The following is a 25167-nucleotide window of genomic DNA, read 5'->3' as shown; positions in this document are numbered from 1 at the left end:
CCGCAAACCGTCGTACACCGGGGCTCGGTTTTCGTCGGTTGGGGTGGTTATCGTGGCGGGCATGTTGTCGGCGCTCGGGTATCACCGGTCTGTTCTGGCGGTTGTTCGCCAGGTGGACGAGCGTGCCTGGGCGGCGTTGCACGGCGGGCCGGAGGGGTCGCTCGACGAGGTCTTGCTGCGGAACGCGTACCGGTTGGAGGCCGACGTACATCCCGATGTCTTCCGGGCGGGGGAGCGGGCGGCTCGTGCGCTGGAGCTGGACGAGGGCGTCGACTTCTACCAGGTGAGCGGCGAGCCGAACGCGGCGTACCTCCATCAGGCCGGCAAGGCGGTGATCCTGTTCCAAGGGGCGTTGCTCGATCGGCTGGACGAAGACGAGCTGACGGCGGTCATCGGGCACGAGTTGGCGCACCGGCTGTTGTGGCAGGCCGAGGACGGTGGGTTCCTGGCGGTCGATCGGCTGCTCGACGCGGCGGCCGGTGACGCTCGGACGCCGTCGCAGTACCTCGAGACGCATCGGCGCTGGTCGCTCGCGACGGAGCTGTTCGCGGACCGGGGAGCGCTGACGGCGTGCGGCGATCTGAGTACGGCGATCCGCGCGTTGCTGAAGCTGGAGACAGGCCTGAGTACGGCGGACCCCGCGGCGTACCTGCGGCAGGCGGAGTCCCTGGACCTTCGCTCCGGCAGCCGCGGGACATCGCACCCGGAGGCCGTCGGGCGAGCGTGGGCATTGAAGAACTGGCTCGACGGCGAGGACGTCGAGGTCCTGGTGACCGGTCCGCTCGACGTGGACGCGCCCGACCTGCTCGACGCTGTGTTGCTGCGTGAGTTGTCGCGGGACTTCGCGGCGGCGATCGCGCACACGGAAGGGCTCCGGACCGATGCGATCGCCACGGCGGCGGCCGGTTTCGCGGATCCGCCTGGACCTCTCGGCGTGCCAGGAGGATCGGTGCGCTTCGACGAGCCGTTGGCGGTGCGTCCGGTGGACGGAGCGCCATTGCCGCGCCCCCGCCCGTTGACCGCGGCCACGAAACGCTATCTGTGTTACCTGCTGCTCGATCTCGCGACGGCCGACCCCGAGGCCGGTGACGCCGGACTGATCGCGGCACTGGCTGTCGCACGACGGTCCGGGCTTCCTGGGTACGTCGATGTCGCGGACGACGAGCTCGGGTGGAGCGACAAAGAACGCGCACGGTTCGTGCAGGCCGCCGCGGAGGTGGTCGGATGAGTGCGGAGGATCTCGTCGCGCTGGCCGTCTCGCAGGGCGGTTTGGGCAACGACGCGTTGCTTGCGGCGGTGCTGCCGCTGTTCCACGAGACGGCGGCGGTGCACGAGCGCGGGCTGGTCGCGCCGCTGCGCGGCCTGGACCGGATCGTGGTCGACGAGCAGAATAGACTGGGATTCGCGCCCGAGGACGCTGGCCGGCCGGCTCTCGCCACGCAAGAGATCGATGCCCGGCAGGGCAAACGCCCTTCTGCCGTTGAGGTTGTGGCGCATCGGCAGGCCGACCTCGACCTGGGCGAGAGCGGCGGCCAGGAGACGATCGTCATACCCGATCCGGTTCCGGGCGCGATCGCGGCGCCGACGCTGGTCGCCGGATGGCAGAGCTGGGAGCACGTGGTCGGGCACCACGATCAGCTCACCGACATCTTCAGCCTGGGACAGCTGCTGCTCGCGCTCGGCTGCGGTCTCGACCTGTCCAGGACGGCCGACGTCGCGACCCTGATCGATGCCCGCGGCAACTTGTACCGGCTGGATCCGGACCTGCATCCGGTGATCGTCTCGGTCGCCGCGCAAATGGTCGAGCCGGACCGGCACCGGCGCGCGCAGGACCTGCACTCGCTGATCGAACAGCTCGAGAACTACCGCGACCAGCCGCTCGACTTCGACGTCGAGGCGATCGTCCAGGGCGCCGCCGACCGGCGTACGGCGGTGCTCGGCGCGCTCCGCGACCGGCTCTTCGACCTCTCCCGGCGGAACCGGCTGATCAACTTCCGCCCGACCGCCCAGACGCTGAACCTCACCGAGGTCTCGGTGCCGCTGATGCTCGACGTCCGGACGATTCGTTCCGAGCAGCTGTTCACCTGGCGCGACGACATCGCGGAACACCTGCTGAAGAAGGCCCAGCCGCTGGGCAAGTGGATCCGGTACGACGAGGCGCCGTACGCCGCGAACACGCTGGACAAGCTGATCTCCACGGCACGCCGGGACCGCGCCGACTACGGGCAGGATCAGCTGCGGCTGGTGCCGGCGTTCCTGCGCTGGCACGACCTGAAGAACGACCGGGACACCCGGCTCGCGTCGCCGTTGGTGCTGGCGAAGGTGGAGCTGACGAAGAAGCGCGGTGTACGGGACTCGTACACGGTGCGGGTCACGGATCCGATCGCCGAGATCAACCCGACGCTGCGGCACAGTTTGCGGCAGCTGTATGGGATCTCGCTGCCGGAGAGTGTCGACTTGTCGGTTCCGGGCGCGCTGCGGGAGTTGCACGAGCGGCTGGCGAAGGAGATCCAGGCGACCGAGCCGGGTCTGCAGCTGCATCTACGCGAGAAGCCGCGGATCGATCTGGTGCGGCAGCGGGCGATGACGCGGCTGCGGACGTACAACCGGCGCCGGCACGGGAACGTCGCGACCGGGTTCGGCGGGAAGCAGTATCCGTACTCGTACCGGCGGACGGACTATCAGCCGCTCGGGGTGCAGATCTTCCGGGCCCAGATCGCGCAACAGTCGCTGCCGCTCGGGATCGCGCTCGGTGCGGAGCCGCGGCGGCCGGCGGCGCTCGAGACCGATGTGTACTCGCTCGACACCGAGGGCGGGCCGTACTCCTGGGACGTCGACCTCTGCGCGGTGTCGCTGGCGAACTTCAACTACCGGACGCTCGGACTGGTTCGCGACTATGACGAGCTGCTGACGACCGGGGAGTCGGCGGCGTCGTTCGACCAGTTGTTCTCGGACCGGCCGCGGCCGGTGGGGAGTGCGCTGCCGGAGCTGCCGCCTGCCGACCGGCATCTCGTCGTACCTGCTGACGGGTCACAGGTCGCGGCGATCGCGCGGGCGCGGCGGGGCGAGAGCTTCGTGATCCAGGGACCGCCGGGGACGGGGAAGTCGCAGACGATCACGAACCTGATCGCGGACTTTGTCGCGCGCGGGAAGCGGGTGCTGTTCGTCTGCCAGAAGCGGGCGGCGCTGGATGTCGTGCATGCGCGGTTGGCCAGTCGGCGGTTGGACGGGTTGTGTGCGTTGATCCACGACTCGCAGGGGGACAAGAAGGCGTTCATCCATGGGCTTCGGGAGACGTATGAGGCGTGGTTGGCGGCTGAGGACGATCTGGATGCGTTGACCGAGCGGCGGGCTGAGCTGGTGGCGCGGGTCGATCGGTTGCTGGCTACGGTGGATGCGTTCGAGAAGCAGCTGGCGACCGGCAGTCCTCGCCTTCGAGACCTCGTCAATCGGCTTGCCTCGCTGCATGATCACGCGTGGGACCCGCCTGAGGGATCCGATCTGCCTGCTGTGGAGGAGTGGTTCGCGGCTGAGGCGGCGGTGCGAGAGGTTGCGCAGGCGCTGGCGGCGGCTGACCCGTCGACCGGCGGAGTGCTGGCGCGCAGCCCGCTCGCCTACCTCGCTCGGTGGGACGCCGACGTAACAACGTCTGCCCGACAGCTCCGCGCGAGGTGGGACGCGGTCGAGCAGACGGCGCCGGGAACGAAGGGTGGGCAGGCGACCGTGCGGGACATTCGGGCGCTGGCTCATCTTGGGCGGTTGTTGGAGCCGTTGGCCGCGTTGGATCGGGTGGAGGCGATTGTTCCGCGGTCTGCGGTGGCTCGGGAGTTGTCGGCTGCCGGTGCGGAGCGGAAGAAGCTTGCTGCCGCTGAGCGGGCTGCGTGGAAGGAGGCCGCGGGGTGGCAGGAGCCGCTTGCGCCGGCTGACGCGCGGACCGCGTTGAAGGTTGCCCAGAGCAAAGAAGGCGGCGTGTTCGCGTTCCTCAGCGGCGACTGGCGCCGCGTGAAGAACCTCGTCCGCAGCCGCTTCGACAGTACGGCGCGTTCGGTGCAGCCGTCCGTCACCGAGATCCTCGCCGACCTGGTCGCCGCCCACTCCGCCTCGGCCGCCGTCGCGGAACACACCGAACAGACCCGCCGCGACTGGGCGGCCGACGATCCGCGCGAGCTGATCGACCAACTCGCCGCCGCCCGGAAGAGCATCCCCGACTGGCGTTTCGTCCTCGACGACGGCGCCCCCGCCGAGCTCGCCCGCCTGGCAGACGCCCTGGACGACGCCTCGGACCTCACCAGCGACCTCTTGGCCGATCACTGGGACACACTGACCGTCGACGGTCTCCGCGACCTCGCCGATCGGCTGGCGTCCCAGAGCCCCGTCGTTCGTGCTGTCGAACCCAAGATCCGGGAGCTGAGCCCTCCCACGCTAACGGCCCTCCGACGGTTGGACGCGACGCCCGACCAGCTCGAGTACGCCGTATGCGCCGCAGAGTGGGAGCGGGCTCGCTCGGCGGCGCCGTTGCAGCTGTCCTCGGACCGCGTCGACGCGATCGTCGGCGAGCTGAGCATGGTGTACGACGACCTCACCGCGCTGAACGCGGAAGTCGTCGTCGCCCAGGTCCGGCGCCGGTTCCTCGCCGAGGTCGACCACTCCGAGCGCAGCGTGACCGGTATGTCGCCGGAGGACCGCGAACGCAAGAAGACGTTCGCGACCGGGCGGCGCGAGCTGGAACACGAATTCGGCAAGGTGATGCGGTACCGGTCGATCCGCGACGTCGCTTCCGGCGCTCCCGGCGAGGTCGTGTCCGTCCTGCGGCCGGTCTGGTTGATGAGCCCGTCCTCGGTGTCCGACACGTTGCCGTTGACCACTTCGTTCGACGTCGTGGTGTACGACGAGGCGAGCCAGATCCCTGTGGAGGAGGCGATCCCGGCCCTGCACCGGGCGCCGCAGGTGATCGTCGTCGGTGACCAGATGCAGCTGCCGCCGACGCAGTACTTCCGGGTGCGCAGCGAAACCGATGACCTCCAGGCGGATCTCCAGGCGGACGACGAGGCCGCCGAACAGGTCGGGATCGCGTTGACCGAGGACAGTTTCCTCTCGATCAGCGCGTTGCGGCTGGCGTCGACGATGCTGACCTGGCACTACCGGAGTCGCTCGGAGGCGTTGATCTCGTTCAGCAACGCGGCGTTCTACCAGGGCAAGCTGGCCACGGTTCCGGACCGGTTGCCACCCAACACGGCGCCGCCGTGGACGCTGCGGGCCGACTCGCCGGTGTCCGAGGTGTGCGACAGCGTGCTGGCCGGGAGCATCACGGCGGTTCGGCTCGTCGACGGGGTGTACGTCCGGCGTACCAATCCGGCCGAGGCCCGGTGGATCGCTTCGCTGGTGCGGGAGCTGCTGGTGCGTGGGACCGGCAAGAGTCTCGGGATCGTCGCGTTCTCCGAGGCGCAGCAAGGGGAGATCGAACGGGCGCTGGACGAGTTGGCGGAGCAGGATCCGTCCTTCGCCGCGTTGTACGAGGCGGAGCAGGTGCGGACGCACGGCGAGCAGGACGCCGGGTTGTTCGTGAAGAACCTGGAGAACGTGCAGGGCGACGAGCGCGACATCATCCTGATGAGCGTCTGCTACGCCGCGGGACCCGACGGCCGGATGCTGATGAACTTCGGCCCGATCAACACCTCGGGCGGCGAGAAGCGCCTGAACGTGATCTTCAGCCGCGCGCGCGAGCACATGGTCATCGTCAGCAGTATCGAACCCGACGCGATCACCAACACCTACAACGACGGCGCGAACACGCTGCGCCGGTTCCTCGGGTACGCCGCCGCCGTGTCCCGAGGCGATCAGGTCGCTGCCAAGTCCGCGCTCACGTCGTACAGCCTGCGGACCATGCGCTCGGCCGGCGTGCGTCCTACTCCGGTCGTCGAACAACTCGCTGCCGCACTGGAGGCTCGCGGTGTCGCCGTCGATCTCGCGGTGGGCGAGTCGGTGTTCCGCTGCGACCTTGCGCTGAAGGTTCCCGGTGACACCGGGTACCGGCTCGCGGTCCTCGTGGACACGCCCGAGCGGGTCGCCGCCGACACCCTCCTGGAACGGCTGACCACCCACCCGAGCGCCCTGGCCACCACCGGCTGGCGCGTCCACCACGTCCTGACGACGGACTGGACGCGCTCGCCGGAGGCCGTCGTCTCACAGCTCGTCGACGCCCTTCACCGCCCGGTCGACTGACCTCCTGCCGCGCCGTCGAGCAGGAGCTTGGCGGCTACCGTCGCACCGTCGGCCTTGACCAACTCGCGCACCTTCGCGGCTTGATCCCGCGTCTCCGGAGCCAGAGCCGTGTCGAGCGCGGCAGACAGTGAATCGACGGTCGGCGCCGGGCCCTCGTGTGCGGCACCGATGCCCAATGCGGCGACCCGGGAAGCCCAGTACGGCTGATCCGCGATCAACGGTACGACGAGTTGTGGCGCGCCGGCCCGCGCGGCCGTGGTCGTCGTACCTGCACCGCCGTGGTGCACGACCGCGGCGACCCTCGGGAACAGCGCCTGCTGGTTGACCTCGTCGACAGCGAAGCAGTCCTCGCCGTCGGCAGCCAGGTCGGCCCAGCCGCGGCTGAGCAGCAGGCGGCGCCCGTGTGCGCGGCACGCCTCGATGGCCGTCTGGGCGATGTCCTTCGGCGCATGTGCGGCCATACTGCCGAACCCGACGTACACCGGCGGCTCACCGGCGTCGAGGAACGCCTCCAGTTCGTCCGGCAGCGGACGGTCGTCACGCAGGATCCACGCGCCGGTCTGTACGACGTCGAGGTCCGTCATGCCTTTCGACGGGCACAGCGTCGGGTCCGCCGCGAGCCAGGGATGATCGGTGAACACGTAGTCGCGGACGTTGTCGATCGGCGGCAGTCCGATCGCGGCGCGCTGGCTGTTCAGCGACGGCCCGTACAACTCGTTCACCCGCTGGGCATCGTGCTCCCACAGCACGCGCCGATCGGTCTCGCCGGGCGGCGACGGCGTACCCGGTCGTGCCCCCGGCGAGAAGTGCTGCGACGGAATCCCGCCCAGGTGGAAGCCCGCGAGCACGTAGCCGATGCCGAGCTTGTCGGCCACGTCCCGCGCACCGGCCGGCATCAGACCGGTCGCCACGATCGCGTCAGATCCCGGCGCTACGGCTGACAGCGTCTCGAACCGCGCGGCGACGAGCCGCGGGGCCAGTGCGAACGCAGGGTGGCCCGATGTGGGTTTCGGTGCCGTCACCACGGAGCGCGCCGACGGGCCGAGCGGCACCATCGGCACGCCGGCGCGCTCCAGCAGGGCCTCGAAATCGTCCTCGGGTGGCGCGCAGACCGTTGCCTCGGCGCCCAGTTCCTGTAACGCCACGGCAAGGCCCGCCAACGGTTCCACATCGCCGCGCGATCCCCAGGTTGCCAACACAAAACGCACTGATCATCTCCGTTTCCCCCAGCTCCCCGCGAGCTGATCGACCTCAATTCTGCGGGCCGAAGTGGGGCTTGCGGCAAGTCCCCCGACCCGCTATACGTTGGAAGTAGAGGGAGTTCGGCGGAACCGGTGGACGATCAGGCCGGCCAGCAGGGCGCCGAGCGTTCCCAGGGTCAGGTCGCCGAGTGTGTCGGTGTAGGCGGTCTGGAGTTCGGGCGAGTTGCGGACGAAGGTGACGTACTCGCCGACCTCCCAGACGACCGCGGCGGTGGTGCCGAAGCCGAGGGCGGTGAAGACGGTGAGTCCGCGGGGCAGGCCTTCGGGTGCGAACGCGAGCAATACGCCGGCGGTGAGGAAGCCCCACAGGACGAAGTGCATCGCGTCGTCCCACCAGCCGATGGTGTCGAACAGGTTGAGCCGGTTGCCGACCAGGTCGATCAGCCAGGGCAGCGTCATCAGCAGGTCCGCGGACCACGGGAAGGTGCGGTGCAGCTTGCTCCGCGTTCGCCCGTAGGCCCACCACCACAGCGGCAGGACCATCGCGCCGAGCGGATACACGACCAGGCGAGCGGTCGACGCCTTCCCCTTGATCCCACTGAGGTCCGGCCAGATCAGTGCCGACAGCAACAACCCCAGCAGCAGTACCTTCGCGAGCAGTGCGCCGTACCTGGTCAACCTCATACCACCAGTCAATCGGCCCGCCGCGTCCGGCGGATGAGTACAACTACCTCATCATTAAACGCCAAGCCAGCCGCGGCGCGAGGCTTCATGACCGAGTTGGAACCGGGTGACGACCTGCGCCCGGTCCATCAGCTGGCTGACCCGGCGCTGGACCGTGCGCAGCGACATGCCGAGCTGGCCGCCGATGGCGTGGTCGGTGAGGCCCGCGAGCAGCAGGGTGAGGATGCGCGCGTCGATTTCGTCGAGGCGCTCGGCGGCGAGCTCGGTGGGGCCGTCGGCGGTAGGCAGCACCTCGTTGGCAGACGCCCAGACCAGGTCGAACAGGTGCAGCAGCGCGTCCAGCAGCCCGGACGGATGCACCAGGAGCGCACCTCCGGCCGCGTTCGCCGCAGTAGGTGCCAACGGCAACAAGGCGAGCGAGCGGTCGGCGATGATCAGCCGGAGCGGAAGATCGCCGGTGACCCGGATCAGCTCGCCGGCCTTGAGTGACTCGGCCACCAGGTCGACGAACCCGGGCTTGGCGAACGCGGCCCGCTCGACGACCACCCGGTAGGTGACGCCGCGGGCCAGGGCCGCGTCCTCGTCGACGTTCTCGTCCGCGGACACCAGCGCGACCGACGCCTTCACCAGCGCCAGCACTTCCTCCGACGCCCCGCGCTGCATCTGACCGAAGCGCTGCGCCACGGCCTGCGCGCCGCGGACCACCTCGATCACGTCGGTGTCGGAGCGATCCGCCATCACGCCCCGGTACTGCTCCGCGAGTCGCCCGAGCTCGAGCTGCGCCCGCCGGATCTCTTCCTGGCGCTGCACGATCAGCGAGCCGAGGGCGAGCGTCGGCGGGGACGCGACGAAATGGCCCGGCATCGCGGTCGACCGCGCCACCAGGCCCTTCTCCTCGAGCCCGTCGAGGGCAGCGGCGACGTCGGCGACCTCCACCTGCATCGAGGCGGCCAAGGTCTCCAACGACTCCGACGGCAGCGCGATCAGCCGCCGGTAGGCGCCTTCCTCGATCGCATCCAATCCCAGCACGTCGAGCATCGTGCGCTCCTTCGAAGGCCCTGCGGTGAAGTCCGGCCTGGCGGACACCTGTCATGCCGCAATCCCGCCATTGAGCAGTCTACGGCGGCATGGCATGTTCATGCCATCCGTTCCGCCAGGTCCCCCCAGGAAGGGTCCGCCCATGTCCCGATCCGCCCGCGCCGTCGCCGGTGGGCTCGCCGTACTCGTGGCCTTCGCCGCGGTCACGACGACGCCCTCGCAGGCCGACGGCGTCGCCGTACCTGATGCCGCGCCACCCACCCAGTCGACCCACCGCGTCACGCTCCTCACCGGCGACGTGGTCACCTTGACCGAAACGGCGGGCGGTCCGCCGACCGCCGAAGTCGAGCAAGCGGCCGGGAACGCCGGTGGCGTCCAGATCCAGCAGGTCGGCGATGACCTGCACGTCGTACCGGACGTCGCGCTGCCGTACCTTGCCGCGGGCCGTCTCGACCCCGAGCTCTTCAATGTGACATCGCTCGTCGACCAGGGGTACGACGACGCGTCGGTCAAATCGATCCCGCTGATTGTGCAGTACCGCCCGGGCGTGCGCGCCGCCGCGGTGACCCCGCAGCACGCCGACCGTGGCGCGACGCTGGAGAGCATCGGCGGTCTCGGCCTGTCCGCGCACAAGGCCGAGGCCTCCCAGTTCTGGTCCGGCATCACGGCCAACTCCGGGATCCAGAAGGTGTTCCTCGACGGCAAGGTCAAGGCCAGCCTGGCCGAGAGCGTGGCCCAGGTCGGCGCGCCGGAAGCCTGGGCCCAGGGCCTCGACGGCACCGGTACGACGGTCGCGGTCCTCGACACCGGTATCGACCAGACGCATCCCGACGTCGCGGGGCGGATCGCCGAGACCAAGAGCTTCGTCCCGGGTGAGACCACCGAGGACGTCAACGGTCACGGCACCCACGTCGCCTCCACGGTCGCCGGTACCGGCGCCGCGTCGGACGGTGTCGAGAAGGGCGTCGCGCCGGCCGCGCAGCTCGCGATCGGCAAGGTGCTCAACGACGGCGGATCCGGCGCCGAGTCCTGGATCATCGAAGGGATGGAGTGGGCCGCGCACCGCGCGAAGGTGGTCAGCATGAGCCTCGGCAGCACCGAGGCCAGCGACGGCACCGACCCGATGGCGCTCGCCGTCGACAAGCTGAGCGCCGAGACCGGCGCGCTGTTCGTCATTGCCGCAGGCAACTACGGCCGGGTCGGCGGGATCGGTTCGCCGGGTGCGGCCGCGTCCGCGCTGACGGTCGGCGCGGTGGACAACAACGACGAGCGCGCGTACTTCCAGGACATGGGTCCGCGCCTCGGCGACGCCACGGTGAAGCCGGAGATCGTCGCGCCGGGAGTCGGCGTCCTGGCGGCCCGCGCGGCGAAGTCCTCGGGCACCGGGTACTACAAGTCGCTCAGCGGTACGTCGATGGCGACGCCGCACGTGGCCGGCGCCGCGGCGCTGCTCGTCCAGAAGCATCCCGACTGGACGGGTGAGCAGGTCAAGGCCGCGCTGGTCAGCACCGCGAAGCCGCTCGCGGGCGAGACGGCGTACCAGGTCGGTGGCGGTCGCCTCGACGTACCGGCCGCGGCTTTCGGGAAGATCACCGCGACCGCGACCCGCGACTTCGGCCTCCACACCTGGCCGCACGGTGACGATGCGCCGGTCGAACGCACCATCACCTACACGAACCTCGGCGACACCGCGGCCACCCTCGACCTGTCGACCGACGTGACGAGCGACGGTACGACGCCGGCGCCCGCCGGACTGTTCGCGCTCGGCTCGGCCCAGGTCACCGTGCCCGCCAATGGGACCGCCTCGGTCACCGTCACGGCGACGCCGAACCTGGCCACGCCGGGACTGACCTATTCGGGCACGGTCGTCGCCATGCAGGACGGCAAGCAGATCGCACAGACCGCGGTCGGCCTCGTCATGGAACCGGAGCGGTACGACCTCAACGTCCACGCGACCGGGCGTGACGGTAAGCCCGCCGGCGGGTTCCTGACGCTGTACAAGTACGGCGACCAGTTCGTGAGCACGCTCGAGATCGACCCCGCCACCGGGACCGTCGCCAAGCAGCGCCTCGAGCCGGGCGTGTACGCGGCGTACTCCTGGCTGCCGGTCGACGGTCAGGACGGCGTCGCGCTGGTCGGCAACCCGCACCTCGTGATCGGCAAGAACACCGACCTCGCCCTCGACGCGCGGAAGGCGAACCCGATCACGCTCAGCACGCCGCTGCCCGGCGAGGACGTGTATCGCCGCTCCGGCTGGTACCACGACTCCGGGATCGGCGGTGACTACGCGACCTTCCTCGGCCAGTACGTGCCGACGCCGGTGGTCACCAAGGTGTACGCCGCCCCGACCGGCGCGGTCCCTGGTGGCGTGTACGACTTCTCGTCCCGTTGGCGCCGTACGTCGCCGCTGGTGTCGATGACCGTCGACTTCAAGCAGCTGCACCCGTTGCTGCAGCGCGGTTCGAAGCGCTGGGACGGCAAGGCGACGCTGACCACGGCGTACGTCGGTGCTGGTGCGGCCGAGGACTACGTGGGCAAGGATGTTCGCGGGAAGGCTGCGCTCGTGACGGCGAGCGATGCGGTCACGCCGAGCGCGCGGGCGACGGCTGCTCGGGACGCCGGTGCGCGGTTGCTGATCGTGGTGAACAACGGCGCGGGCAAGTACTACGATCTTGCCGGCGGGACCGATCTGCCCGTGTACTCGCTGACGGCTGCCGAAGGCGAGCCCTTGATTGCTAGGGGCAACGTTCGGCTGCGGGTGCTGGGTACCGAGGCTCCGCCGTACCTGTACGACCTGGTGAAGGCCTACACGGGTGCGCTGCCGGCGGACCTGCGGTACGCGCCGCGGTCCGGGGAGCTCGCCACGGTCGTCAACCGGTTCGTCGGGCCGACCGGTGAGCTCGCGTTCGAGAGCCGCGCCGATTGCCGGATCGGGTTCTGGCCCCCGTGTCTGCAGGTGACCGAGCCGATCCACCTCGGAACGCAGCGGATCGATTTCGTGTCCACGCAGGCGGGCACGGACTGGTACGAGCAGACGAACCACCCGCGTGGCTGGGAGCAGCGGGGCGAGCGGCACATCTACACGCCGCGGAGTGTGCAGACGAACTCGTGGTTCGCTCCGGCCGCCCGGCCGCGAGTCGGCTCGGGGTACTGGAACCCGCGGCGCAGTGGCGACTTCTTCGCGGTGAACGTGCCGACGACGAGCAGCGGCGATCAGGGTGTCACCGGGTCGATGGACGACGAGTCGACCGTGGAGACACGGCTGTTCCAGAACGGGACGCTGCTACGGAAGAGTTCCTTCCAGGCGGTGCAGACCGGCGTACCGGCGACGTCCGGATGGGCGGACTACCGGTTCGAGATGGACACCGCGCGGCCGGAGGTGTGGAAGCTCGGGACGAAGACCAAGAGCGCGTGGGACTTCCGGGCCCAGACGACCGAGTCGAGCGACTGGGTCTACCTGCCGCTGATCCAGCTCGACTACCACCTGGCCACGGACCTCAACGGCGCGTTCGCGGGTGGGAGCAGGCAGCGCATCGGGCTGTCCGCGTTCCAGTTCACGGGCGTCGAAGGTGCGGGCAAGGTCAACGGCGCGACGCTGGAGGTGTCGTACGACGACGGCGCCACCTGGCAGGCCGCTCCGCTCTCGCGGGCAGGTGCGGAGTGGGCGGCCACGGTACGGCTGCCGAAGGGTGTGTCGTACCTCTCGCTGCGGGCAACGGCGACCGACGACGCCGGGAACAAGGTCAGCCAGGAAGTGATCCGGGCGGCCGCGATCCGGTGACGAAATGACCCCGGAATGACCCCGGAATGACACAGCCGGCAGTGACCCAGGTGGTCACTGCCGGCTGTTGTGTGTCTGCTCAGCTGACGCTGATCAGGTCCACCACGAAGATCAGGGTCTCGCCGGGCTTGATCGCGCTGCCCGCGCCGCGGTCGCCGTACCCGAGGTGCGGCGGGATGACGAGCTTGCGCCGGCCGCCGACCTTCATGCCCTGGACGCCGGTGTCCCAGCCTTGGATGACCTGGCCCACGCCGAGCTGGAACGCCAGCGGGGCGCCGCGGTTGTACGACGCGTCGAACTCCTCGCCGCTGGAGTGGGCGACGCCCACGTAGTGCACGTTCACGCGCGAACCGGCCTTGGCCTCGTCGCCCTCGCCCACGGTGATGTCGGTGATCTCCAGATCCGCCGGCGGCGGTCCATCCGGAAAGTCGATCTCTGGCTTCTCAGTCATGCCACCAGCTAACCAGACTGCTCTAGGGCAAGTCTCCCGACCCCACGCCTACTGCGGGGCACTCGGCACGGCACCTCGCCGCACGGGTGCAAAGGCCACGATGCTCCGCATCGAGACCTTCGCCCCCGCACGCCGAGCTACCGCACCGAGCACCTCCTCGCGACGGCGTGGAGTCGGGAGACTTGCCCTAGGCTCTCGGTCAGGAGGCTGACCAATGGGGGTGGGCCGGACCTGGAGGTGTTGTGATGCCGGAGCCTGTGACGCAGACACTCGAGGTATCGGGGGCGACGCTGACGTACGACGTCCGCGGTGACCTGGCTCAGCGGCCGGTGTTGTTGATGATCGGCTCGCCGATGGGGGCCAGTGGATTCCCGACGCTGGCCTCGCACTTCGAGGACCGCACCGTGGTGACCTACGACCCGCGGGGTGTGGAGCGCAGCGTCCGGAGCGGCTCGCCGGGTGAGCTGTCGCCCGAGGACCACGCCGCTGACCTCGCGGCACTCATCGAGCACCTGGACGCCGGGCCGGTGGACATCTTCGCCAGCAGCGGCGGTGCGGTGAACGCGCTGGCCCTGACCGCTCGCCGCCCCGACCTGATCAACAAGCTGGTCGCGCACGAGCCGCCGCTCGCCGGGATCCTCCCGGACAGCTCGTCCGCGCTCGCCGCGGTCGCGGACATGTACGAGACGTACCAGCGCGACGGACTCGGGCCCGGGATGGCGAAGTTCATCACGCTGGTCATGTACGACGGCGAGATTCCTGCCGACTACACGGAGCGCCCCGCGCCGGATCCCGCGATGTTCGGCCTGCCGGGGGAGGACGACGGGTCGCGTGACGACGCTCTCCTCGGGCAGAACCTTCGCGGCTGTACGTCGTACCAGCCGGACTTCGACGCTCTGGGCAAGGTTGGGGGCCGCATCGTGGTCGGGGTCGGAGAGGAGTCGGGCAACGCACTCGCGGGCCGTGGCGGGAAGGCTGTGGCCGAGCGGCTCGGGCTGACGCCGGTCATGTTCCCGAGCGGGCACGGCGGTTTCCTCGGCAACGAGTACGGGCAGCCGGGGAAGCCCGCGGAGTTCGCCGCCACACTGCGCGAGGTTCTAGAGTAGCGCTCTGTGATCAAAGCGCTCGTTTTAGTGGTTGGCCTGCTGACTGCACCCGCGCCGGAAACGTATGCGCAGTACTCGCTGATGTTCGAGAAGTCCGCCGGCCAGTACTTCGCCGGCGGCACGGCGGCCGGTCAGTGGGCCTGGAGCCCACTGACCGCGACCGAGTCCGATATCTCCTGGGGTGATCCGAAGGCCTGGCCGCCTTCTTCTGCGGAGCGCTTCGTCCATGACGGCGACTGGGTCCTCCTCGACGGCTACAACGACGGCCCCGGCCGCCCGCTCACCCAGATCCAACGCGTCACCACCGAAACTCTCGGCGACGCGAACTGCACCAACATGCAGCCCATCCCGTCAGCCGGCGGCCGCCAGCACTACGTGAAGTGGACCATCCCGGCAGCCGGCTACTGCCTGGACGCCACCGGCACCATCAAGCCCCCCAACGGCTCCACCACCGTCCACTTCCGCCACCTCCAGAAATGGCTCCCACCCCACCCCTGCAACAACCCGTACTACTCCAACCAAACCTGCATCACCCAGCACGAACAATGGTGGGACGACAACCAGCACCCCTACGCCCTCCAACTAACCCGCACCGTCGAGCTGGCCAAGGGCCTCGGCATGTCCTTCACCAACCGCACCACCGACCCCTTGGAGTGGAACGCCGACGGCCGCTACTACTGGCACTACTGACGGACTCTCGCGATACCGTTGGATGTGCCTGTGAATGACGTTTTGTCGACCGAAGACATCGATCGCATCGCGGCGGAGGCGAGCGAGAGCGAGACCCCCGAGACACTGGCGGCAGCCCTGGTCGCTGCGGTGGATGATGGCCGGTTGGCGGACGAGGCCGACGCCGGGTATGCGCTGACTGTGGCGGCTGAGATCACCGTTGACACCGACGAACCCGAGGTCGCGATCGCGCTTGCCGAGCGTGCCATCGAGGCCTGCGAGCGATCCGGAGACACCTCGACCAGTCACCCGTCGGCCGTTCGCGCGGACGCGTTGTTCCTCGCCGGCCGTGACGAGGAGGCGATGACGCAGCTCGGGGTGCTGCGTGAACGGCTGACCGAGGACCCCGATGCGGCGATGCTCGTCGGTGAGGTCCTCGTGGCGAACGGGCACGCGGAGATCGCGGAGGAATGGCTGACCGAGGCCCTGGACACCGTTCTCCAGCGTCACGACGAACTCGAGTCAAAGCCTTCGGATCCGGCCTACGACGACGTCGCGATGATCTCGTTCGAAGTACTGCGGGCCCGGCACGGTGTGCGGCATGAGCTCGGGCTCCCGCACGACCAGTACGACGATCTCGCGGACGAGATGATGCAGGAACTGGAGGACTCGCTGGACGACGGCCCAGTGGTCCTGTTCTTGCCGCAGCCCGAGTACGACCTGGCGCTACGCCGCTGGCCGGCCCTCGCCGCCGACCACGGCGCAACCTGGGACGAACACCGAGCAATCACAGAGGAAGACCTCCGCCTCCGCGCCGAATACGGGGCAAGCGGGCTGGCCATGATCCCCGGCACAGCCGACGCCCTGGCAGAGTTCGCAAGATCGTCCGGGAGCGAGCAGATCGACACCGCCACAATCCAGGCCTACCGCGACTCCCTGGTCGACACAGGCATCCCCCAGACCCCCTGGCCTCCAGGCCGAAACAACCCCTGCTGGTGCGGCTCAGAAAACAAGTACAAGAGATGCTGCCTGCCCCGCGCCTAGTGATGACTCGCATCTGTCGCATTGCCGGCCCTGGGCAGATGGCTTCAGCCATGACATGAGTGTGCAGCTGGTGTCTAGCGATTTGCCGCTTGCATTGTCTAGTCACTAGACTTATCCTTGTGAAGGCGCGCGAGGTCATTCGGACGATCCAGAGAGCAGGCGGCAAGCAGATCCGTCAGGTCGGCTCGCACCGGCGGTTCTGCGTCGAGTACACGAAGGCGGACGGGGTGACAGGCACTGTGTTCACGACCGTTCCCGACCATGGCGGTGACATACCGATCGGAACCCTCGCCTCGATCGAGAAGGCGCTGGAACCGGCTCTGGGGAAGGGATGGCTCAGGGGATGACTACGTATGAGGTGCATGTCAGCCGTGAAGGTGATCACTGGCTGGCCGACGTTCCGGACCTCGAGGGCACACAAACCTATGCCTCGAACCTCACCGCTTTGGACAGGTACGTCCGCGAGATCGTCGTTCTCGCTGCCGACCTTCCGGCGTCGAAGGCGGCCGATCTCACGCTGCACTGGTCGTACGACCTCGGCGATCAGCTTGTTCAGCAGGCCAACGCCCTCCGAGCCGAGCGCGAGGAGCTGGCTGTCAAAGAGAAGCAGTTGGAGCGGGAGACGCGCGAGCTCGCCACCAAGCTGACTCGTGACCTAGGCCTCAGCGTCAGAGATGCCGGCCCGCTGCTGGGAATCAGTCACCAGCGCGTCTCGCAGCTCAGGTCATCGGCCAAGTCCGGCAGGTCAGCGCGCAGCAAAACGGCGAGCAGGGAAACTGCAACCGCTCGTCGCCACAAGCCTGACTAGGCCCGGACGTCCGCGCCGACGTACGCGCCAAGCTTGGATCGTCTGTAGCAGCTTCCGCCACGGAGATCGAAACGGCCGGCTCGCCTCGCAGCCTCCGATCAGCGTGTGATGTCGAACGAGGGTGTTGTGGAGTTGGGCGATCGCGTCTGCGTAGCGCGCGTGGGCTGATCACAGTCCTTCGGTGGCACGCTAGGCTGAGCGCCCGTGAAGGTCTTGGTGGTCGGCACGGGTGGTCGGGAGCATGCTCTGGCTTGGGCGTTGGCTCAGGATCCGGAGGTTGAGCAGGTTGTGGCGGCTCCGGGTAATCCGGGGATTGCTGCGTTGCGGCCGGCGTACGACGGGCAGTCGGTCGGGTGCCGTTCGGTGGACGTGACCGACCATGACGCGGTCGTCGCGCTGGCGCGGGAGCTGGACGTCGACCTGGTGGTCGTCGGACCGGAGGCGCCGCTGGTGGCCGGGCTGGCCGACCCGCTGCGGGACGCCGGGTTCGCGGTCTTCGGGCCGTCCCGGGAGGCCGCGCAGATCGAGGGGTCGAAGGCGTTCGCCAAGGACGTGATGGCCGCCGCGGGCGTGCCGACCGGGCGGGCGTACGTCTGCGTCACGCCCGAGGAGGCCGCGACGGCGATCGACGCGTTCGGTCCGCCGTACGTCGTGAAGGACGACGGGCTCGCCGCGGGCAAGGGGGTGGTCGTCACCTCGGACCGGGAGGAGGCGCTCGCGCACGCGGCCGAGTGCGACCAGGTGCTGATCGAGGAGTTCCTGGACGGCCCCGAGGTGTCGCTGTTCGCGATCACCGACGGTACGACGGTGCTGCCGATGCAGCCGGCGCAGGACTTCAAACGCCTCGGCGACAACGACGAGGGCCCGAACACCGGTGGCATGGGCGCCTACACGCCGCTCCCGTGGGCGCCGGACGACCTGGTCGCCGACATCACCGAGAAGGTCCTGCAGCCGACGATCGACGAGCTCCGCCACCGCGGTACGCCGTTCAGCGGCCTGCTGTACGCCGGTCTCGCGCTGACGTCCCGCGGTGTCCGCGTGATCGAGTTCAACTGCCGCTTCGGTGACCCGGAGACGCAGGCGCTGCTGCCGATGCTGAAGACCCCGCTGGGCGGCCTGCTGTACGCCGCCGCGACCGGAAAGCTCGCCGACCACGGTGACCTGAGCTGGCGGAACGCGTCCTCGGTCGCGGTCGTGGTCGCCGCGAAGAAGTACCCGGCGAGCCCGCGCAAGGGCGACGCGATCACCGGCGTCGAGCAGGCGGAGAGCGACGCGGTCCACGTCTTCCACGCGGGGACGGCGCTCGACGACGAGGAACTGGTGACGGCAGGCGGCCGCGTGCTCGCGGTGAGCGCCGTCGGCAAGGACCTCGCCGAGGCCCGCCAGCGCGCGTACGCCGCGGTCGGTCAGATCCGGATCAAGGGCTCCCAGCACCGCACCGACATCGCCCTCAAGGCCGAGCGCGGCGAGATCACCGTCTGACCCCTCCGCCGGCCCGGCCGGGATAAAGTCGAGAATTCGATGGAACCGGATCGACAGGTCGGGGGTGTTGGTGGGTATGGAGACGGAGGGGTTGCGAGAGTTCTACAGCGCCCACCAGCCGCGGCTGGTGGGTGTGATCTCGCTGCTGACCGGGTCACGTGCCGAGGCCGAGGACATTGTCCAAGAGGCGTTCGTGCGGCTCGTGCCCCGCTGGGAGAAGGTGTCGCGGTACGACGCTCCGGAGGCCTGGGTTCGCCTGGTCGCCCTGCGCCTGGCCGCGAACCGGCATCGGGACGGCAATCGGTTCACGCAGCTGTTCCACCGGCTGCCGGCCGAGAACGTCCCGGACCCCGCCGACCGGTACACCGGTGACCTCGAGCAGGCTCTCGCCGGCCTGCCGATGCCGACCCGGCAGGTCGTCGTCCTCCACTACGTCTGTGATCTGAGCGTGGCTCAGGTGGCGGACACGCTCGGGATCGCGGAAGGCACGGTCAAGTCGCGCCTTTCGCGGGCCCGGGACGCCCTGTCCGATTCATTGCTGTTGAGGAGTGACGACCATGCCTGAGCTGCAGGAGGACCTGCAGGCGCTGGCCGACCGCCGCGCCGCCGAGTCGACCGGAGACTTCGACTCCGTTCTGACCACGGCCAAGACCCGCAAGCGCCGCCGGACCGCCGGTCTGACCGTGATCGGTGCCGCCGCTGTGGTCGGCGCTGTCGCGATCGTCCCGACGCTCCGTCCGGCCTCGAACACGCCCGTGGCCGAGAGCCCGGTGCCCACGACCGCCGTCGTTCCGCCGCAGGTGTCGACGATGCCGTCCGCGCCGAAGCTCCCGAAGGCCGGCCTGCTGGGGCTGAAGGCGGCGAAGTCGGTGACCACGCTCGCCGGCGGACAGTTCGTCGCCACGTTCCCGGACAAGCAGGTCCGCGCGGTGACGTTCTCGCTGGCCTCGGCGTCCCAGCCGGAGAAGTCGCTGTACACGCTGGTCGCGAAGATCCCCGGCGACCCGACCACGCCGTACGCGATCCGGATGACGGGTGAGATGGGGATCGCGATCCCGTCGTTCTCCAGCGCCGGCCCGTACACGCTGGGGATGCCGAAGGGCCTGCCCGCCGGCTCGTACCGGGTGTGCACGCTCTCCGGTGCGCTGCTCTGCGGTCTGGTGACCGTCAGCTAGTCGCCGTCTGGGAGAATGGGGTTCGTGACCAAACCCCGGATCCCCAATGTTCTCGCCGCGCGCTACGCCAGTCTCTCGATGGCGGAGCTGTGGTCACCGGAGCACAAGATCGTGCTCGAGCGGAAGCTCTGGGTCGCCGTACTGAAGGCCCAGAGCCGGCTCGGGGTCGCGGTTCCGGACGGGGTCGTCGAGGACTACGAACGAGTGGTCGACCAGGTCGACCTGGCGTCGATCGCGGACCGCGAGCGGGTCACGCGACACGACGTGAAGGCGCGGATCGAGGAGTTCAGCGCACTCGCCGGGCACGAACACATCCACAAGGGGATGACGAGTCGTGACCTGACCGAGAACGTGGAGCAGCTCCAGATCCGCGCCGGCCTGGAACTGGTCCGGGACCGTGCGGTGGCAACCGCCGTACGGCTCGGCCAGCTGGCGGCCGACCACGCGGCGCTGGTGCTGACCGGGCGCTCGCACAACGTGGCCGCGCAGGCGACCACGCTCGGCAAGCGGTTCGCGTCGGCCGCCGACGAGCTGCTGGTCGCGGTCGCCCGGATCGAGGAGCTGATCGAGCGGTACCCGCTGCGTGGCGTCAAGGGCCCGGTGGGGACGTCGCAGGACATGCTGGACCTGTTCGGCGGTGACCCGGCCAAGCTGGAGGAGCTGGAGCAGGACATCGCCCAGCACCTCGGGTTCAGCCACACGCTGACGAGCGTCGGCCAGGTGTATCCGCGGTCGCTCGACTACGAGGTCGTGTCCGCGCTGGTGCAGCTGGCCGCGGGGCCGTCGAGCCTGGCGACCACGATCCGGCTGATGGCCGGCCACGAGCTGGTCACCGAAGGCTTCAAGGAGGGCCAGGTCGGCTCCTCGGCGATGCCGCACAAGATGAACACCCGGTCCTGCGAGCGGGTCAACGGTCTCGCGGTGATCCTCCGCGGGTACGCGTCGATGGCCGGTGAGCTGGCCGGCAACCAGTGGAACGAGGGCGACGTCTTCTGCTCCGTCGTACGGCGGGTCGCGCTGCCGGACGCGTTCTTCGCGCTCGACGGGCTGTTCGAGACGTTCCTGACCGTCCTGGACGAGTTCGGGGTGTACCCGGCGGTCGTGGCGCGTGAACTCGAGCGGTACCTGCCGTTCCTGACCACGACCAAGGTGCTGATGGCCGCGGTGAAGAACGGTGTCGGCCGGGAGACCGCGCACGAGGTGATCAAGGAGCACGCGGTCGCCACCGCGCTCGACCTGCGCAAGGGTCTCGCGGCGAACGACCTGTTCCACCGCCTCGGCGCCGACGGCCGTCTCGGCCTCACCGAGGAGCAGATCGTCGGCATCGTCGGCGAGCCGCTGTCCTTCACCGGCGCGGCCGTCGCCCAGGTCGCCGCGGTCGTCGCCAAGATCGACGAACTCGCCAAGCGCCACCCGGAAGCAGCCGCCTACACCCCGGGTGACATCCTCTAACCCGTGTTCGCACCGCTCACCTGGTTTCTCGTCGCGCTGGCGCTGCTGGCGATGGTGTACGCCGTCGTGCTGGCGGCGCGGGACAAGCGGATCGACTGGCCCGTGCTCGGCGCGGTCGGCGTCGTCGAGGTCGCGCTGCTCGCTCAGCTCGTCGTGGGCATCGTGCAGTTGAGCGGGACCGAGCGCGACGTGTCCGGTCCGTTCTTCGTCGGGTACCTGGTCGGGTCGCTGATCATCCTGCCGATCGGGGCGTTCTGGGCGCTGGCCGAGAGCAGCCGCTGGGGTGCCGGTGCGCTGGCTGTCGCCTGTCTGGTGATCCCGATCCTCGAGCTGCGGCTGCACGACCTGTGGGCGGTCTGAAATGACCGATCCGGCGGCCACGAAACACGGGCCCGGACGGATCCTGATCGCGGTGTACGGCGTGTTCGCGCTGGCCGCCACCGCGCGGGCCGGCGTCCAGATCGCGACGAAGTTTGGCGACGCCCCGATCGCGTACCTGTTGTCGGCCGTTGCCGCGGTCATCTATTGCGCCGCGACGTTCGCGCTGGCGAAGGCGACCGTGGTGTCGCGCAAGGTCGCCACCGTCGCGATCGCGATCGAGCTGGCCGGCGTGATCGGGATCGGCGCCTTCAGTTACGCCGTACCGGACGACTTCCCGGACGCGACCGTGTGGTCGCACTTCGGCCAGGGGTACGGCTTCGTGCCGCTGGTGCTGCCGGTGCTCGGCCTGCTCTGGTTGCGTCGCACTCGGTAACTGCCAGGAAACTGCCAGCCATGCGCAGGGGCTGACTCAGGTTCGCCGGACAGCATCGGTGACATGCAGATTCCAGGTCATCCTCGGGTCGAGATCGTCGTACCCGTCAAGAACGAGGAAAACGACCTCGGACCGAACATCAGACGGCTGCGGGAGTTCCTCGACACCGCTTTCCCGTTTCCGGCCGAGGTCTGCGTCGCGGACAACGGAAGTACGGACGCGACATATGAGATCGCCACGCTGCTCGCCGCCGAGCTGCCCGGGGTCCGAGTGGTCCGGCTCGAGCAGTCCGGGCGCGGCCGCGCGCTGAAGCAGGTCTGGTCCGCCAGCACCGCCGAGGTGCTCGCCTACATGGACGTCGACCTTTCCACCAACCTGAACGCGTTGCTGCCGCTGGTCGCGCCGTTGCTCGCCGGGCACAGTGACGTTGCCATCGGCACCCGGTTGGCGAAGAGCTCCCGGGTGGTCCGGCGGCCGAAGCGGGAGTTCATCTCGCGCTCGTACAACCTGTTGCTGCGGGCAACACTGAGCGCGCACTTCTCCGACGCGCAGTGCGGCTTCAAGGCGATCCGGGCCGATGTGGCGCGCGAGCTGCTGCCGCTGGTCGAGGACACCAGCTGGTTCTTCGACACCGAGTTGCTGGTGCTCGCGGAGCAGGCCGGGCTGCGGATCCATGAGGTCCCGGTGGACTGGGTCGACGACCTGGACTCCCGGGTCGCGATCGCGAAGACGGTGGGCGAGGACCTGCGGGGGATCGCCCGACTGATGCGCAGCCGCGTCGACCTGGAGCCGATCCGGCAGAAGTACGGCCGGCCGCAGATCCTCGATCCGCGGACCGCGATGGCCGCCCGGGTACTGCGCTTTTGCGCCGTCGGCGTGCTGAGTACGGCGGCGTACGCGCTGCTGTATCTCGTGCTGCGCCAAGGCATGCCGGCCCAGGTGGCGAACCTGCTGGCGCTGCTGATCACCGCGGTCGGCAACACCGCGCTCAACCGGCGGATCACGTTCGGAGTGCGCGGTGTGGAAGGCCGCTGGCGGCATCATCTGCGCGGCCTGGTCACCTTCGGGATCGGCTGGAGCCTGACCGCGGCGTCGCTCTGGCTGCTGCACACCGCGGTCTCCGCCCCGCACCAGGCGGTCGAGATCACGGTCCTGACCATCGCGAACCTCGCGGCGACCGTCGTTCGGTTCAGCCTCTTCCAGGCCTGGGTCTTCGACGACGACGCACCCACCATCCCGACCTTCGAACCCCCGGCGGTTCTCGAAAACACCCGGAGCAACTGACATGGCAACACTCACCGATCCCGTCGAGGTCACCAGACCTCGCGCGATCAGCACGCAGTACACGCTCGGAAAGGACAAGGTCCTGTACGGCGGGCTGCTGGCGCTGACCGCGATCGCGTACCTGTGGGGCCTGTCCAAGAACGGCTACGCGAACGAGTACTACGCCGCCGCGGTACAGGCCGGGTCGACGAGCTGGAAGGCCTGGTTCTTCGGGTCGTTCGACTCCTCCAGCTTCATCACCGTCGACAAGACCCCCGCCGCGCTGTGGGTGATGGGCCTGTCCGGGCGGATCTTCGGCTTCAACACCTGGAGCATGCTGATCCCCGAGGCGCTGATGGGCGTCGCGAGCGTCGGCTTCGTCTACGTGTCCGTACGGCGCTGGTTCTCCGCGAACGCCGGACTACTGGCCGGAGCGATCCTCGCGCTGACGCCGGTTGCCGTCCTCATGTTCCGGTTCAACAACCCGGACGCGCTGCTGGTCCTGCTGCTCTGCGCCGGCGCGTGGGCGGTGACGCGGGCGATCGACTCTGTGAAGTACTCGGCGCGCTGGATGATCCTCGCCGGGGCCCTGGTCGGATTCGGATTCCTGACGAAGATGTTGCAGGCGTTCCTGATCCTGCCGGCGTTCGGGATCGCGTACCTGGTCGCCGGGAAGCCGGCGCTGGGGAAGCGTCTCCTGCACCTGGGGCTGGCGACCGTCTCGCTGATCGTGAGCGCCGGCTGGTGGATCGCGATCGTCGAGCTGATGCCTGCTTCGGCGCGGCCCTACATCGGCGGCTCCCAGAACAACAGCATCCTCGAGCTGACGCTCGGCTACAACGGCCTGGGCCGGCTCAACGGCAACGAGACCGGCTCGGTCGGCGGCGGAGGTGGCGGCAACGGCGGCGGTGGCATGTGGGGCGGCGCGGCCGGCGTACAGCGACTGTTCGGTGGCGAGTTCGCGTCGCAGATCGCGTGGTTGCTTCCGGCTGCGCTGCTCGCCACCGTCGTACTGGTGGTTGCTGCGGGCAAGGCTCCGCGGACGGATCGGAAGCGCGCATTCGTGCTGCTGTGGGGTGGGTGGTTGCTCGGTACCGGTCTGGTGTTCAGCTACATGCAGGGAATCATCCACAGCTACTACATGATCGCGCTGGCGCCGGCCATCGGTGCGTTGATCGGTGCGGCGATGGCGGTGCTCTGGAAGCGGCGTACGGAATGGTTGCCGCGGACAACTTTGGCCGGCGGGATCCTGCTGACGGCCGGGTGGAGCTTCGCGCTGCTGAACCAGACGCCGACCTGGCATCCCTGGATCCGGTGGGTCGTGCTGATCACCGGCGTGGCCGGCGCGGGTGCGCTGATGCTGCTGCCGGAGCTGAAGCTGCACCGTACGACGGCTCGCCGGGCCGGGATGTTCGCGGCGGCTCTGCTGGCGGTCAGCGCCCTGACCGGGCCGACGGCGTACTCCGTGGCGACGATCAACTCCGCACACACCGGAGCGCTGCCGTCCGCGGGTCCTTCGGGAGCCGGCGGCATGGGTGGCGGTATGGGCGGCGGTGGGATGCGCGGCGGCGGACCTGGTGGCGGTCAGATGGGTGCGCCGCCCGGTCAGACCGGCGGCACGACCGGGCGGGGTACGGGTGGTACCGGCGGTGTCGGCGGGTTCCTCGGCGGTGGTGGGATCAGCGGGGTGTCGAGTGAGCTGATCACGCTGCTGCAGAACGGCGCCAAGGGGTACACCTGGGCGGCGGCCGCGGTCACCGCGAACGGCGCCGCGCCGATGCAGATCGCGTCCGGCGTACCGATCATGGCGATCGGCGGGTTCAACGGGACCGACCCGGCGCCGTCGCTCGAGGAGTTCAAGGAATTGGTTGCCCAGGGCAAGGTCCACTACTTCGTCGGGAGTGGCGGCGGCGGGATGATGGGCGGCCGGAACGGCAGCTCCAGTGAGATCGCCACCTGGGTCAGTGAGAACTTCCAGTCCCAGACCGTCGGCAGCACCACCGTCTACGACCTTTCCACCGGAACAGGAGCATGAA

The 25167-nt window shown here is 69.2% G+C and carries 20 protein-coding genes; 16 read left to right on the top strand and 4 right to left on the bottom strand.

Annotated features, from left to right (window positions below; translation table 11 throughout):
- Positions 1 to 61 precede the first annotated feature (61 nt).
- Both E0H50_RS00915 and E0H50_RS00910 read left to right on the top strand, forming a co-directional pair.
- Positions 62 to 1228, top strand: a complete 1167-nt coding sequence (locus E0H50_RS00915; protein ID WP_238150770.1) for a M48 family metalloprotease — start codon at positions 62 to 64, stop codon at positions 1226 to 1228.
- The gene (locus tag E0H50_RS00910) at positions 1225 to 6222 is read left to right on the top strand and encodes an AAA domain-containing protein (RefSeq protein ID WP_131283730.1); all 4998 of its coding nucleotides are present in this window, start codon (positions 1225 to 1227) and stop codon (positions 6220 to 6222) included. The genes E0H50_RS00915 and E0H50_RS00910 overlap by 4 nt, the downstream gene beginning before the upstream one ends.
- Here the strand turns inward: E0H50_RS00910 and E0H50_RS00905 are convergent.
- The 3 genes from E0H50_RS00905 to E0H50_RS00895 all read right to left on the bottom strand — a co-directional run bounded on the left by E0H50_RS00905 (position 6204) and on the right by E0H50_RS00895 (position 9146).
- Entirely contained in the window at positions 6204 to 7391 is a 1188-nt protein-coding gene (locus tag E0H50_RS00905) for a glycosyltransferase (RefSeq protein ID WP_238150769.1), read from the bottom strand. The two genes, E0H50_RS00910 and E0H50_RS00905, sit on opposite strands and share 19 nt — an antisense overlap.
- 129 nt (positions 7392 to 7520) lie before the next feature.
- On the bottom strand, positions 7521 to 8108 hold the full coding sequence (locus E0H50_RS00900; protein WP_131283726.1) for a DUF2238 domain-containing protein: 588 nt from the start codon (positions 8106 to 8108) through the stop codon (positions 7521 to 7523).
- 54 nt (positions 8109 to 8162) lie between these two features.
- Positions 8163 to 9146 carry a hypothetical protein gene (locus E0H50_RS00895; protein WP_131283724.1) on the bottom strand — a complete coding sequence of 328 codons (984 nt, stop codon included), beginning with the start codon at positions 9144 to 9146 and terminating at the stop codon, positions 8163 to 8165.
- A gap of 142 nt (positions 9147 to 9288) precedes the next feature.
- Between E0H50_RS00895 and E0H50_RS00890 the strand changes: the two genes are divergently transcribed.
- Complete coding sequence (locus tag E0H50_RS00890; RefSeq protein ID WP_165546966.1) at positions 9289 to 12927, top strand: S8 family serine peptidase; 3639 nt, start codon at positions 9289 to 9291, stop codon at positions 12925 to 12927.
- Positions 12928 to 13006: 79 nt separating this feature from the next.
- Here the strand turns inward: E0H50_RS00890 and E0H50_RS00885 are convergent, their stop codons facing one another.
- The gene (locus E0H50_RS00885; protein ID WP_131283720.1) at positions 13007 to 13378 is read right to left on the bottom strand and encodes an FKBP-type peptidyl-prolyl cis-trans isomerase; all 372 of its coding nucleotides are present in this window, start codon (positions 13376 to 13378) and stop codon (positions 13007 to 13009) included.
- A gap of 245 nt (positions 13379 to 13623) precedes the next feature.
- On the opposite strand from E0H50_RS00885, the gene E0H50_RS00875 reads away from it, so the two are divergent.
- The 13 genes from E0H50_RS00875 (at position 13624) to E0H50_RS00815 (ending at position 25166) form a co-directional block, all read left to right on the top strand.
- Entirely contained in the window at positions 13624 to 14484 is an 861-nt protein-coding gene (locus tag E0H50_RS00875) for an alpha/beta fold hydrolase (RefSeq protein ID WP_131283718.1), read from the top strand.
- A gap of 6 nt (positions 14485 to 14490) precedes the next feature.
- Positions 14491 to 15174 carry a hypothetical protein gene (locus E0H50_RS00870; RefSeq protein WP_131283716.1) on the top strand — a complete coding sequence of 228 codons (684 nt, stop codon included), beginning with the start codon at positions 14491 to 14493 and terminating at the stop codon, positions 15172 to 15174.
- Between the two features lie 30 nt (positions 15175 to 15204).
- Entirely contained in the window at positions 15205 to 16197 is a 993-nt protein-coding gene (locus E0H50_RS00865) for an SEC-C metal-binding domain-containing protein (RefSeq protein WP_131283714.1), read from the top strand.
- Positions 16198 to 16316: 119 nt separating this feature from the next.
- Positions 16317 to 16544 carry a type II toxin-antitoxin system HicA family toxin gene (locus E0H50_RS00860; protein ID WP_131283712.1) on the top strand — a complete coding sequence of 76 codons (228 nt, stop codon included), beginning with the start codon at positions 16317 to 16319 and terminating at the stop codon, positions 16542 to 16544.
- Positions 16541 to 17005, top strand: a complete 465-nt coding sequence (locus E0H50_RS00855; RefSeq protein WP_131283710.1) for a type II toxin-antitoxin system HicB family antitoxin — start codon at positions 16541 to 16543, stop codon at positions 17003 to 17005. Before E0H50_RS00860 ends, E0H50_RS00855 begins: the two co-directional genes overlap by 4 nt.
- 204 nt (positions 17006 to 17209) lie before the next feature.
- Positions 17210 to 18487 carry a phosphoribosylamine--glycine ligase gene (gene purD / locus E0H50_RS00850; protein WP_131283708.1) on the top strand — a complete coding sequence of 426 codons (1278 nt, stop codon included), beginning with the start codon at positions 17210 to 17212 and terminating at the stop codon, positions 18485 to 18487.
- 76 nt (positions 18488 to 18563) lie between these two features.
- A complete protein-coding gene (locus tag E0H50_RS00845) occupies positions 18564 to 19052 on the top strand; it encodes a SigE family RNA polymerase sigma factor (RefSeq protein ID WP_131283706.1) in 489 nt (162 codons plus the stop codon).
- On the top strand, positions 19045 to 19662 hold the full coding sequence (locus E0H50_RS00840) for a hypothetical protein (protein WP_131283704.1): 618 nt from the start codon (positions 19045 to 19047) through the stop codon (positions 19660 to 19662). Before E0H50_RS00845 ends, E0H50_RS00840 begins: the two co-directional genes overlap by 8 nt.
- 24 nt (positions 19663 to 19686) lie before the next feature.
- Entirely contained in the window at positions 19687 to 21114 is a 1428-nt protein-coding gene (gene purB, locus E0H50_RS00835; RefSeq protein ID WP_420323227.1) for an adenylosuccinate lyase, read from the top strand.
- A gap of 3 nt (positions 21115 to 21117) precedes the next feature.
- Positions 21118 to 21474: a hypothetical protein gene (locus tag E0H50_RS00830; protein WP_131283700.1), complete on the top strand. Its 357-nt coding sequence runs from the start codon at positions 21118 to 21120 to the stop codon at positions 21472 to 21474.
- A gap of 1 nt (position 21475) precedes the next feature.
- Positions 21476 to 21868 (top strand): hypothetical protein, encoded by a 393-nt coding sequence (locus E0H50_RS00825; RefSeq protein ID WP_131283698.1) that lies wholly within the window; start codon positions 21476 to 21478, stop codon positions 21866 to 21868.
- A gap of 63 nt (positions 21869 to 21931) precedes the next feature.
- Complete coding sequence (locus tag E0H50_RS00820; RefSeq protein WP_131283696.1) at positions 21932 to 23152, top strand: bifunctional glycosyltransferase family 2/GtrA family protein; 1221 nt, start codon at positions 21932 to 21934, stop codon at positions 23150 to 23152.
- A gap of 1 nt (position 23153) precedes the next feature.
- On the top strand, positions 23154 to 25166 hold the full coding sequence (locus tag E0H50_RS00815; RefSeq protein ID WP_131283694.1) for a glycosyltransferase family 39 protein: 2013 nt from the start codon (positions 23154 to 23156) through the stop codon (positions 25164 to 25166).
- The last annotated feature ends 1 nt before the right edge of the window (position 25167 follow it).

Source organism: Kribbella sindirgiensis (assembly GCF_004331435.1).
GTDB classification, from domain to species: Bacteria; Actinomycetota; Actinomycetes; order Propionibacteriales; family Kribbellaceae; genus Kribbella; species Kribbella sindirgiensis.
Note: the sequence above shows the minus strand (reverse complement) of the source record. Positions and strands in the feature narration are given on the sequence as shown.

Coding starts and splice junctions, on each gene's coding strand:
- E0H50_RS00820 (WP_131283696.1), top strand. CDS start 21,932: ATGCAGATTCCAGGTCATCCTCGGGTCGAGATCGTCGTACCCGTCAAG.
- E0H50_RS00840 (WP_131283704.1), top strand. CDS start 19,045: ATGCCTGAGCTGCAGGAGGACCTGCAGGCGCTGGCCGACCGCCGCGCC.
- E0H50_RS00855 (WP_131283710.1), top strand. CDS start 16,541: ATGACTACGTATGAGGTGCATGTCAGCCGTGAAGGTGATCACTGGCTG.
- E0H50_RS00900 (WP_131283726.1), bottom strand. CDS start 8,108: ATGAGGTTGACCAGGTACGGCGCACTGCTCGCGAAGGTACTGCTGCTG.
- E0H50_RS00845 (WP_131283706.1), top strand. CDS start 18,564: ATGGAGACGGAGGGGTTGCGAGAGTTCTACAGCGCCCACCAGCCGCGG.
- E0H50_RS00825 (WP_131283698.1), top strand. CDS start 21,476: ATGACCGATCCGGCGGCCACGAAACACGGGCCCGGACGGATCCTGATC.
- E0H50_RS00895 (WP_131283724.1), bottom strand. CDS start 9,146: ATGCTCGACGTGCTGGGATTGGATGCGATCGAGGAAGGCGCCTACCGG.
- E0H50_RS00885 (WP_131283720.1), bottom strand. CDS start 13,378: ATGACTGAGAAGCCAGAGATCGACTTTCCGGATGGACCGCCGCCGGCG.
- E0H50_RS00910 (WP_131283730.1), top strand. CDS start 1,225: ATGAGTGCGGAGGATCTCGTCGCGCTGGCCGTCTCGCAGGGCGGTTTG.
- E0H50_RS00875 (WP_131283718.1), top strand. CDS start 13,624: ATGCCGGAGCCTGTGACGCAGACACTCGAGGTATCGGGGGCGACGCTG.
- E0H50_RS00915 (WP_238150770.1), top strand. CDS start 62: ATGTTGTCGGCGCTCGGGTATCACCGGTCTGTTCTGGCGGTTGTTCGC.
- E0H50_RS00815 (WP_131283694.1), top strand. CDS start 23,154: ATGGCAACACTCACCGATCCCGTCGAGGTCACCAGACCTCGCGCGATC.
- E0H50_RS00890 (WP_165546966.1), top strand. CDS start 9,289: ATGTCCCGATCCGCCCGCGCCGTCGCCGGTGGGCTCGCCGTACTCGTG.